Genomic DNA, 10,320 nt, shown 5'->3' with positions numbered 1-10,320 from the left:
AGCCGCGAAGAGCTGTACCAGACGCTGGACCTGGCGGCGCGGATGAAGCGGGGCGACTACGCCGAAAGGCCCCTGGCGGGCAAGACGCTCGCCATGATCTTCACCAAGAGCAGCACCCGCACGCGGGTGTCGTTCGAGGTGGGCACGCGGCAGCTGGGCGGGCACGCGCTCTTCCTGTCGTCGCGCGACATCCAGCTGGGCCGCGGCGAGCCCATCCGCGACACGGCGCGCGTGCTGTCGCGCTACGTGGACGGCATCATGATCCGCACCTTCGACCAGCAGGACCTGGTGGAGCTGGCCACCTACGGCTCCGTTCCGGTCATCAACGGGCTCACGGACCTGCTGCATCCCTGCCAGATCATGGCCGACCTGCAGACCATCATCGAGAACTTCGGCCCCGACCTGAGCGGCGTGAAGGTGGCCTGGGTGGGCGACGGCAACAACATGGCCAACTCGTGGATCAACGCGGCGTACGTGCTGGGGTTCGAGCTGCGCCTGGCCTATCCCGCCGGATACGAGCCCAACGCCGAAATCCTGGAGCGCGCCCGCGCCGGGGGCAACATCATCACCACCCACGACCCGCGCGAGGCCGTGGCCGGGGCCGACGTGGTGAACACCGACGTGTGGGCGTCGATGGGCCAGGAAGAAGAGTCGGCCAAGCGCGCCCGCGACTTCCAGGGCTCCTGCATCAGCGAAGAGAAGATGGAGACGGGGCGCGACCGCGCCATCTTCCTGCCTTGCCGTCCCGCCCACCGCGGCGAAGAGGTGACCGAGGGGGTGATCGAAGGGCCCCGCTCGCGCGTGTGGGACGAGGCGGAGAACCGGCTGCACGTGCAGAAGGCCATCATGGCCCGGGTGATGGGGGACGTGCGATGATCCCCCGCCCCGCCGCGTACGAGTACGCCCCCTTCTACGCCCGCTACGTGGACGGCGTCCCCGATGGCGACCTGCCCAGCATCCTGCAGGCACAGCTGAACCAGGTGCTCGCGTTCGCCCGCGGGCTTCCCGAGGAACGGGGAGGGCACCGCTATGCCCCGGGCAAGTGGACCATCCGCGAGGTGCTGGGGCACATGGTGGATACGGAGCGCATCTTCGCCTACCGCGCGCTGCGCATCGCCCGGGGCGACGCTACGCCGCTGGCGGGCTTCGAGGAGAACGCCTACGTGCAGGCGGGGCGCTTCGATGCGCGCACCCTCGCTGACTTGGCGGAGGAGTACGAGGCCGTCCGCCGCGCCACTCTGCACCTGTTCCGCCACCTGGACGACGAAGCCCTGGCGCGCTCGGGTACGGCGAATGGCGCGGATGTCACGGTCCGCGCGCTGGCCTGGATCATCGCCGGCCACGAGCGGCACCACCTGGGGATGCTCCGCGGGGTGTACAGCGAGGGTTGAGAAGCCCGGGTGTGACACGGGGGGGAATGTCGACGCCCCAGAGCCTGTTATCCGTGAGGCCCGAGGCACGCATCGATGACCGTCAGCGCCCAAAGCCTGTCATCCGTGAGGCCCACGGCCTACGACACCGATCGATGACTGCCAGCGCCCAAAGCCTGTCATCCTGAGGCCCAGGCGCGCGGAATTTGCCCGCAGAATATCCTTCGCGGGCCGAAGGATCTAACCGCCGATACGCTTAAACTAGGGCGCGGCAGCGGTCGCCCAACCCCCGGCCGCGATGTTTTCCGTCGGCGGCCTCGCCTCTGCGGCAAGGCGGGTCGCCGCGAGAACTTCGGGCGCGTCACAGCCGCACCGGCGCATGCCTCGGCGCCCCCCCATCCCCAACCCTTCCCCCACAAACTGCGTGGGGGAAGGGAGCCAGTTTGGTGCCCTGCGGTGGGTACCGTGCGTGGGGCTGGTCCGGCGGGCCTCAGCGCGATTTCCATGGGCTCCGGCGCATGCCGCGGGTGGCCCCTCCCGCCTGCACGGCCACCGGGGCGCGCCACCTGGCCTAACTCGCACCAGTGCATGCAGTCCGCGAAGGCGGACATCGTGTGGTTGTTGCCGCGAATTCATTCGCCCCAGCAGGACCGTGGCCGCGGCTTCCGTCCGCCGCGCGCAGGAAGGTGTGCGGGCCGATGTGGTGGGCCCGGGCCTCCGATGACGACCTCGGCTGATCGGCGTGGGGCGTCGCTTGTGCCCCGCCCATCCGAATCGTATTCTCTCCCAAGCCCCTCCGCGGGCCTGAAATCCGAAACTCCATCCTCCAACGTCCGTAGATTCACCCGCGGCCGAACAAGCCCGTGCGGCGCGCCGAATCCACCGGAACCCGGAACCTCCACTTGATGAACGGTCGCGAATGGCTGGTCGAGGCGCACGGGTGCAGCCCGGACGCGCTCGCCGACCCCGGCGTGCTGCGCCGGCTGTTCGACCGCATCGTCGCCGACCTGGCGCTGCACCCCGTGCAGCCCGCCCAGTGGCACAAGTTCCCCGGCCCGGGCGGCGTCACCGGCCTGTGCCTGCTGGCCGAAAGCCACCTGGCCTGCCACACCTTTCCCGAGCACGGCAGCATCTGCGTGAACCTGTTCTGCTGCCGGCCGCGCCCGGAGTGGGACTGGAACGCCAACCTGCGCGACGCGCTGGGCGCTGACGAAGTGGTGGTGAGGAGCTTCGAGCGCGCCTACGCCGCCGTTCCCGCCGCGGCCGTATGATCGGGCCCGTCGCCAACTGCCCCAGCTGCGCCTCGCCCATCCGGTTCCAGTGGTCGGGGGCCGTGCAGACGGTCTGCGGCACCTGCAAGTCCATCGTGGTGCGCCACGGGGTGGACCTGGAGAAGGTGGGCGTGGTTTCCGAGCCCCCGCCCGTCACCTCGCGCGTCCAGGTCGGCACCGAGGGACGCTACCGGGGGCGCGCCTTTTCGGTGATCGGGCGCATCGCCTACGGCTGGGAGCGCGGCGCGTGGAGCGAGTGGCACCTGGCCTTCGGCGACGGGACCAGCGGGTGGCTTTCGGACGCGCAGGACGAGTACGCGGTGACCTTTGCCGTCACGGACGTCGCCTCCCTGCCCCAGGCGGGGACGCTGGCGCCGGGGCAGGAGATCACGCTGGTCGACGAGGCGCCGCCGTACAGGGTGACAACCATCACCCGGGCCCGCTACGCAGGCGTGGAAGGCGAGCTGCCCTTCGAGTACTGGGGCAAGGACGAAACGCCGTTCGTGGACCTGCGCTCCGAGGCGGGGCGGCTGGCGACCATCGACTACAGCGAAAGTCCGCCCCTGCTGTTCGCGGGCGAGGTGGTGCCGTTCGGCGCACTCGAACTCAAGAACCTGCGCGACCCGCGGCAAAAGACCGCCGAGGGCACCCGCACGCTCAACTGCCCCAACTGCGGCGGCACCGTCACCGTGCAGCGCCCGGGCGAGTCGGTGAACGCCGTCTGCCAGTACTGCCAGTCGGTGCTGGACGTCGGCAGCTCGGCCGGGCTGAAGGTGCTGCAGCGCTTCGCCGAGCGCATGAAGGTGAAGCCCTACATTCCCATCGGCGCGCGGGGACGGCTGCACGGGGCCGACTGGGACGTGCTGGGCTTTCAGCAGCGCACCATCCGGGTGGAGGGAGTCAGCTACTCGTGGCGCGAGTACCTGCTGCACACCCCCGAGCGCGGCTTCCGGTACCTGTCGGAATACAACGGGCACTGGAACGACATCACCGTCCTCACCACGCCGGCCAAGGAATCACCCGTCGGCGGGAAGCCCGGCGCCAAAGTGAACGGCAAGGCGTTTCGCCACTTCCAGCGCTCCGCCGCCGAAACCACCTTCGTTCTCGGCGAGTTTCCCTGGCAGGTGCGGGTGGGCGACGTGGCGCAGGTGGACGACTACGTCGACCCGCCGCTCCTGCTGTCGCGCGAGCGCACAGCGGACGAGGAAAGCTGGTCGTTGGGCGAGTACACGTCCGGCGCGCGGCTCTGGGAAGCCTTCAAGCTCGAGGGCCGGCCCCCGTTCCCGCGCGGCACCTTTGCCAACCAGCCCTCGCCGCACGCCGGCGCGGGCCGGCTGTGGTCCACCTTCCTCCTGCTGTTCGCCGTCCTCGTCGCCGTCTTCATCTGGCGCGTGTCGACCGGCTCGGACCACGTGCTGGCCAGCAGCCAGGCGTTCGACCCGGCGGTGGAGGAGAACGTCTTCGTCACCGAGCCGTTCACGGTATCGGGGCGGACGTCGGCCATGAAGGTGGAGCTGCGGACCAACGTGGACAACACATGGGCCGCCTTCGACCTGGCGCTGGTGGACGAGCGCTCGGGCACCTCCCGCGAGCTGCCGGTAAACGTCGGGTACTACCACGGCGTGGAGGACGGCGAAAGCTGGAGCGAGGGATCGCGCAACACCTCCGCGCGGCTGGGCGGCGTCCCGGCGGGCACCTACCGCCTGGTGGTTGCGCCGCTGGGCGAGGCGGGAGCGTTCACCTACGACGTGAAGGTGACGCGCGATCCGCCCAGCGGCTTCCTGTTCCTGGCCGCGCTCTTCCTGCTGGTGCTGCCGCCGCTGTACGTGAGCCTGATGTCGGCCAGCTTCGAGCACCAGCGCTGGATGGAAAGCGACTACCCTCCGGCAACGGGAGACGACGACGAATGAAGTCCTTGCATCCCAGGTACCTGATCTACGGCCTGCTCGTGCTGGGCGGGCTGGCGTTTGCCGAGTACCGCGGCTGGAGCCCCACCAACAGCGCCGCGCGCCGGCAGGCCATGCCGCACTCGGTGCGCGACAACCCGGGGGCGTACCGGGCGCACTACGTGGGAACCGGGCGCTACATCGGTGGAAAATGAACCCTTCGGAGACTCATGGATGACCTGCTGAACCACCTGGTGGCCGCGGCAGTCTACGCGCTGCTGGGCATCCTGCTGTTCGTGCTGGCGTTCTTCCTGGTAGACCGGATGACGCCGGGAACGCTGTGGAAGGAGATCATCGAGGAGCACAACACGGCCCTGGCGGTGATCGTAGGCGCCATGTCCATCGGCGTTTCCATCATCATCGCCGCCGCCATCTGGTGACGCGAAGTCCGCTGGGAGCGAAGGGCCGCCCGTGAACGCCGCGCTGTTCGTCACCGTCCTGCTGATCGCGGCGTGCGGGCTGATCTACGAGCTGGTGGCCGGCGCGCTCGCCAGCTACCTGCTGGGCGACAGCGTCCTGCAGTTCTCCACCATCATCGGCACCTACCTGTTCGCCATGGGGGTGGGCAGCTGGCTTTCGCGCTTCATCCACCGCGGGCTGGCGTCGCGCTTCGTGAGCATCGAGCTGATGGTGGCGGTGGTGGGCGGGTTTTCGTCCACCCTCCTCTTCCTGGCGTTCGCCTATACCGACGCCTTCCGCCCGCTGCTGTACCTGCTGGTCTCCCTGATCGGCATCTTCGTGGGGCTGGAGATTCCCCTGCTGATGCGGCTGCTGCGCGACCGGCTGGAGTTCAAGGACGTGGTCGCCAACGTGCTGACCTTCGACTACCTGGGCGCGCTGGGCGCCTCGCTCCTCTTTCCCCTGGTGCTGGTGCCTTACCTGGGGATGGCGCGGTCGGCGCTGCTCTTCGGCATCATCAACGCGGCGGTGGCGCTGTGGAGCACCTGGCTGTTCCGCGACGCGCTCCCCAACCGGCGCAGGCTGCAGGCGGGCTCCGTGTTCGTGCTGGCGCTGCTGGTCGCCGGCTTCGCGGCGGCGGAGCGCATCACGCGGACGGCGGAAAGCAGCATGTACGCCGACCCGGTGGTGCTCACGCGCAACTCGCCGTACCAGCGGATCGTGCTCACCGCCTGGCGCGGCGACCTGCGCCTGTTCCTGAACGGCCACCTGCAGTTCAGCTCGCGCGACGAGTACCGCTACCACGAGGCGCTGGTGCACCCTGGCCTGGCCGCGCATCCATCCCCAAAGCGCGTGCTGGTGCTGGGCGGCGGCGACGGGCTGGCGGTGCGCGAGGTGCTGCGCTATCCCAGCGCCCAGGTGACGCTGGTGGACCTGGACGCCGAGATGACGCGCCTGTTCAGCGAGCACCGTGAGATGCTGAAGCTGAACGGCGGCGCACTGCTCTCGCCGCGGGTGCGCGTCATCAACGCCGACGCCTTCCGCTGGCTGGCGGAAAGCAGCGAAACGTTCGACTTCGCCGTGGTGGACTTTCCGGACCCTTCCAACTACGCGGTGGGAAAGCTGTACACCACCACCTTCTACCGCCTGCTGCGCCAGCACCTGAACCCCGGCGGGATGATGGTGGTGCAGAGCACGTCGCCCATGTTCGCGCGCACCGCGTTCTGGAGCATCGAGCGCACGCTGGACGAGGCGGGGCTGCGCACCTGGCCCTACCACGTGTACGTGCCCTCGTTCGGCGAGTGGGGGTTCATCCTGGCCGGCACGGGCGACTACCGCGCACCCGCGCGGCTGCCGGAGGGCCTGCGCTACCTGACGGCCGACGCGATGGCCGGACTCTTCCAGTTTCCCACGGACATGCGCCGGATTCCCGTCCGCGCCAACCGGCTGGACGACCAGGTGCTGGTGCGTTATTACAGCAGCGAGTGGGAGCAAATCACGCAATGACGAAGGCGATGCGATGAAGCCGCAGGACAACGAGCAGCTGGGAATCACCAAGGCGATCAGCGCGCACGAGCAGGCTGTGGCCGCGCTGGGCGACCTGGTCGACAACAACCCCGACCCGCTGTACGACGAGCTGCTTGCGCGGCTGCAGCAGAACATCGCGGCGCTGCGCCAGATGGAATCTGCCCGTGCGTAGCCCCCGCCGGAGGGAGCCGCGACGGCCGTGAGCGAGGGGCACGGGGGGATTTCGCGAAGGGCGTTCGTGGCCGCGCTGGCCGCGGCGCCCTTCGTGGCGTGCGCGCGCAAGACGGACCGCGCGGTGGCCGGCGGGTTCGTGGACGACGGCGGTGCGCGGGGCCACCGCCTGCGCGACCGGGCTGCAGTTCCGGCCATCCGCCGCACCCAGCGCGTTCCCGTGGTGATCGTGGGCGGGGGGATGGCGGGGCTGTCCGCGGCGTGGCGGCTGAAGAAGCGCGGCTTTGCCGATTTCGTGCTGCTGGAGCTGGAGGACCACGCCGGGGGCAACTCGCGCTGGGGCCAGTCCGAGGCGTCCGCCTATCCCTGGGCGGCGCACTACGTTCCCGTGCCGGACGCCAAGGCCGTCTACGTCCGCGAATTGTTCGAGGAGCTGGGCGTGCTGCGCGGAGGCGTGTGGAACGAGCGGATGCTGGTGTCGACGCCGCGCGAGCGCATCCACCGCTGGGGCCGCTGGCACGAGGGGATGGAAGGCGCGCTGGCCGAAACGGCGGCGGACCGGGCCGAGATGCGCCGCTTCGGCGAGGAGATGGCGCAGATGCGCGCGACCGGCGCCTTCACCATCCCCTCGGCGCTGGGGGCGCGGCCGTCGGAGCTGGACGGCGTGTCGATGGCGGCGTGGCTGGCGGCGCGCGGCTACCGGTCGGCCGCGCTGCGCTGGTACGTGGACTACGCCTGCCGCGACGACTACGGCGCGCGGGTGGACGACACCTCGGCGTGGGCGGGGGTGCACTACTTCGCCTCGCGCCCGCACGATGGCGAGTCGGGAACCCTCACCTGGCCCGAGGGGAACGGGTGGATCGCGCGGCGGCTGCTGGAGCGCGTGGGCGGCCACGTGCGGACGGGCGCGCCGGTGCACCGCGTGGAGGCGCGCGGCTCGGGCGTGCGGGTGCTGGCGGGAGAGGTGGAATACGTAGCCGACGCTGCGGTCTGGGCCGCGCCCTCGTTCCTGGCGCCGCACGTCGTGCAAGGCGCGCCGCCCGTGCGCTTCACCTACTCGCCCTGGCTGACGGCCAACCTGGTGCTGGACCGCTGGCCATCCGAGAGCGGCTTCGAGCCGGCGTGGGACAACGTGATCCACGGCTCGCCCTCGCTGGGCTACGTGATCGCCACGCACCAGACGCACGCCATCCGCCCCGCGCAGACGGTGTGGACGTACTACTGGGCCCTGGCGCACGCGTCCCCCGCGGAAGCGCGGGCGCTCCTGCTCCGCCGCCCCTGGCACGAGTGGAAGGAGCTGATCCTGGCGGACCTGGAGCGCGCGCACCCCGACATCCGGGCCTGCGTGTCGCGCATCGACATCATGCGGATGGGGCACGCCATGCCCCGCCCCGTCCCCGGCTTTCTCGCGGACCCCGTCCGGCGCGCCCTGGCGGACTCGGCGGGTCCCGTCTACTACGCGCACTCCGACGTGAGCGGCCTGGCCCTGTTCGAAGAGGCCCAGTACTGCGGCATCACCGCCGCGGACCGCGTGCTGGCTCGCATCGGCAAAACTTGAGAACTACGATCTCACGCGGAGGCGCGGAGAACGCGGAGGAACAGCGGAGGCGCCCTCTTGCAGTTCTCCGCGACCTCCGCGCCTCCGCGTGACCCATGCAGTTCGGCGCGGACCCTGCGGAACCGCCCGGGCGAGGACCGAATCGCACCTGAAGGATACAAGAGCAGAGATGACGGATATTCCGGAGACGGCCGACATCGCCGTCATCGGCTCGGGGCCGTGCGGGATCGCGGTGGGCGTGGCGGCGGCGCAGGCGGGGCTTTCGTGCGTGCTGTTCGACCGGGGCGCCATCACGCAGGCCATGATGGACCATCCCACGTACGTCACCTACTTCAGCGGCCCCGAAAAGCTGGAGATCGCCGACCTGCCGTTCACCACCTCGGGCGACAAGCCCACGCGCCGCGAGGCGCTGCGATATTACCGCAAGGTGGCGGAATACTACCGGCTGGACGTGCGCCAGTTCGAGGAGGTGGCCACGGCGGAGCGGGACGGCGACGCCTTCGTGCTGCGGACGATCGCGCGTGGCGAGCCGCGGACGCACCGGGCGCGCAACGTGGTCGTGGCCACGGGCTACTACGACAGCCCGCGCCGCCTGGACGTGCCCGGCGCCGATCTGCCGAAGGTGCTCTACTACTTCAAGGACCCGTACTCGTTCTGGAACCAGGACGTGATCGTCATCGGCGGGGGCAACTCGTCGGCCGACGCGGCGCTCCTGACGTGGCGCGAAGGGTCGCGCACCACGCTGGTGCACATCTTCGACAAGCTGGACCGAGGCGTGAAGCCCTGGGTGCGGCCCGACATCGAGAACCGCATCGCCGAGGGCGCCATCCCCGCGCTCTGGCGCCACCGCCTGGCCGAGATCCGCCCGCACGAGGTGGTGGTCGAGAACCTGGAGACGGGCGAGCTGCGGACGATGAAGAACGACTGGGTGCTGGCGATGACGGGCTTCGAGCCCGATCCCGGCGTGCTGCGTGCGTTCGGCATCGAGGTGCACGAGGTGACCGGCATCCCGCGGCACGATCCCGCGACGATGGAGACCAACGTGCCGGGGATGTACGTGGCGGGCGTCGTCGTCTCCGGCCACGACGCGAACAAGATCTTCATCGAGAACGGAAAGCTGCACGGCCCGCTGATCGCCGCGCACGTGGCGTCCAGGCGCTGACAAAAACGACCAGGAGACACGCATGGAAACCTGCCTGTTGATGCTCTGCCTGTCTCTCGGCGGCGGCCCGGCGGCGCGCGCCCAGCCGGAGGACCGCTGGTTCGGCGAAGACAAGGTGAAGCACTTCGTCACCTCGTTCATCGTGACGAGCCTGGCGTCCAGCGGCGCCCGCGCGGCTGGACTGGACAACGACGCCAGCCTGCTGGTAGGCGCCGGGACCGGCGTCGGCGTGGGGCTGTGGAAGGAATGGAGCGATCGAAACGCCGAGGGGCACACCGCGTCCGTGCGCGACATCGCGTGGGACCTGGCCGGCGTCGGCACCGCCGCGGTGGTGCAGGCCCAGACGCAGTGACGGCAAATGTCGCACGATAGCCCGGCCGTGCCGGAGGTAACGGCTCGGCTGGTTTTTGCGAGCGGCGAGTGGACGGAGGCACGCGCCCGTGTGATCGAGCGGAGCGCGAGGTGGCGCCGCAGCTCGGCGCTGATGCAGCTTGGGCTCTGGCTCCTGGCGCCGATCGTGTTCTTCATTCCGCCGCATCTTCCGTGGGTGCTGGTGGTGCTCGTGGTAGGCGGCATGCGGGCGATGAGCCGCTTTCGCGAGCACCGCACGCTCGTCTCGCTCCACGGCTCCTGCCCCAAGTGCGGCACCGACCAGGACTTCCGTGAGACGGGGCGAATGAAGCGCCCCCACCTGGTGCACTGCGCCAACTGCCGCTGGGAACTGCGCGCCGACGTGCCTCTCTCCGGCCCCGCGTCGTAGCCTGCTGCCACGCGGGAGCGGATGAATCCGCCGCAACCACCGCGGAAAGCCTCCACACCGCGGGCGACGCCATCGTCTGTCATCCCGAAGAAGCGGCGACGGTGCACCTGCCCGAACACCGCGGACAGCAGCGACTGAGGGATCCGCCACACATCA

12 protein-coding genes are annotated in these 10,320 nt (G+C 70.0%); all 12 read left to right on the top strand.

The features are described 5' to 3' along the window. A partial coding sequence (argF, locus tag VIB55_RS01925) for an ornithine carbamoyltransferase (protein ID WP_331874974.1) occupies positions 1–876 on the top strand: 876 nt, incomplete at its 5' end. Continuing rightward, positions 873–1,391 carry a DinB family protein gene (locus VIB55_RS01920; RefSeq protein WP_331874973.1) on the top strand — a complete coding sequence of 173 codons (519 nt, stop codon included), beginning with the start codon at positions 873–875 and terminating at the stop codon, positions 1,389–1,391. The genes argF and VIB55_RS01920, both read left to right, overlap by 4 nt. A gap of 884 nt (positions 1,392–2,275) precedes the next feature. Continuing rightward, positions 2,276–2,641: an S-adenosylmethionine decarboxylase gene (gene speD / locus VIB55_RS01915; RefSeq protein WP_331874972.1), complete on the top strand. Its 366-nt coding sequence runs from the start codon at positions 2,276–2,278 to the stop codon at positions 2,639–2,641. Beyond that, on the top strand, positions 2,638–4,551 hold the full coding sequence (locus VIB55_RS01910; protein WP_331874971.1) for a DUF4178 domain-containing protein: 1,914 nt from the start codon (positions 2,638–2,640) through the stop codon (positions 4,549–4,551). Before speD ends, VIB55_RS01910 begins: the two co-directional genes overlap by 4 nt. After that, a complete protein-coding gene (locus VIB55_RS01905; protein ID WP_331874970.1) occupies positions 4,548–4,742 on the top strand; it encodes a hypothetical protein in 195 nt (64 codons plus the stop codon). The genes VIB55_RS01910 and VIB55_RS01905 overlap by 4 nt, the downstream gene beginning before the upstream one ends. A gap of 15 nt (positions 4,743–4,757) precedes the next feature. Further along, positions 4,758–4,967, top strand: a complete 210-nt coding sequence (locus VIB55_RS01900; protein WP_331874969.1) for a DUF350 domain-containing protein — start codon at positions 4,758–4,760, stop codon at positions 4,965–4,967. Between the two features lie 31 nt (positions 4,968–4,998). Beyond that, a complete protein-coding gene (locus VIB55_RS01895) occupies positions 4,999–6,492 on the top strand; it encodes a polyamine aminopropyltransferase (protein WP_331874968.1) in 1,494 nt (497 codons plus the stop codon). Positions 6,493–6,505: 13 nt separating this feature from the next. After that, positions 6,506–6,685, top strand: a complete 180-nt coding sequence (locus VIB55_RS01890) for a hypothetical protein (RefSeq protein WP_331874967.1) — start codon at positions 6,506–6,508, stop codon at positions 6,683–6,685. Between the two features lie 27 nt (positions 6,686–6,712). After that, on the top strand, positions 6,713–8,242 hold the full coding sequence (locus VIB55_RS01885) for a flavin monoamine oxidase family protein (RefSeq protein ID WP_331874966.1): 1,530 nt from the start codon (positions 6,713–6,715) through the stop codon (positions 8,240–8,242). 169 nt (positions 8,243–8,411) lie between these two features. Further along, a complete protein-coding gene (locus VIB55_RS01880; RefSeq protein WP_331874965.1) occupies positions 8,412–9,404 on the top strand; it encodes a YpdA family putative bacillithiol disulfide reductase in 993 nt (330 codons plus the stop codon). A 22-nt stretch (positions 9,405–9,426) separates the two neighbouring features. Next, positions 9,427–9,756: a DUF2279 domain-containing protein gene (locus VIB55_RS01875; RefSeq protein WP_331874964.1), complete on the top strand. Its 330-nt coding sequence runs from the start codon at positions 9,427–9,429 to the stop codon at positions 9,754–9,756. Between the two features lie 6 nt (positions 9,757–9,762). Then, a complete protein-coding gene (locus VIB55_RS01870; protein WP_331874963.1) occupies positions 9,763–10,164 on the top strand; it encodes a hypothetical protein in 402 nt (133 codons plus the stop codon). Positions 10,165–10,320 lie beyond the last annotated feature (156 nt).

The organism is Longimicrobium sp. (genome assembly GCF_036554565.1).
GTDB lineage: Bacteria > Gemmatimonadota > Gemmatimonadetes > Longimicrobiales > Longimicrobiaceae > Longimicrobium.
Note: the sequence above shows the minus strand (reverse complement) of the source record. Positions and strands in the feature narration are given on the sequence as shown.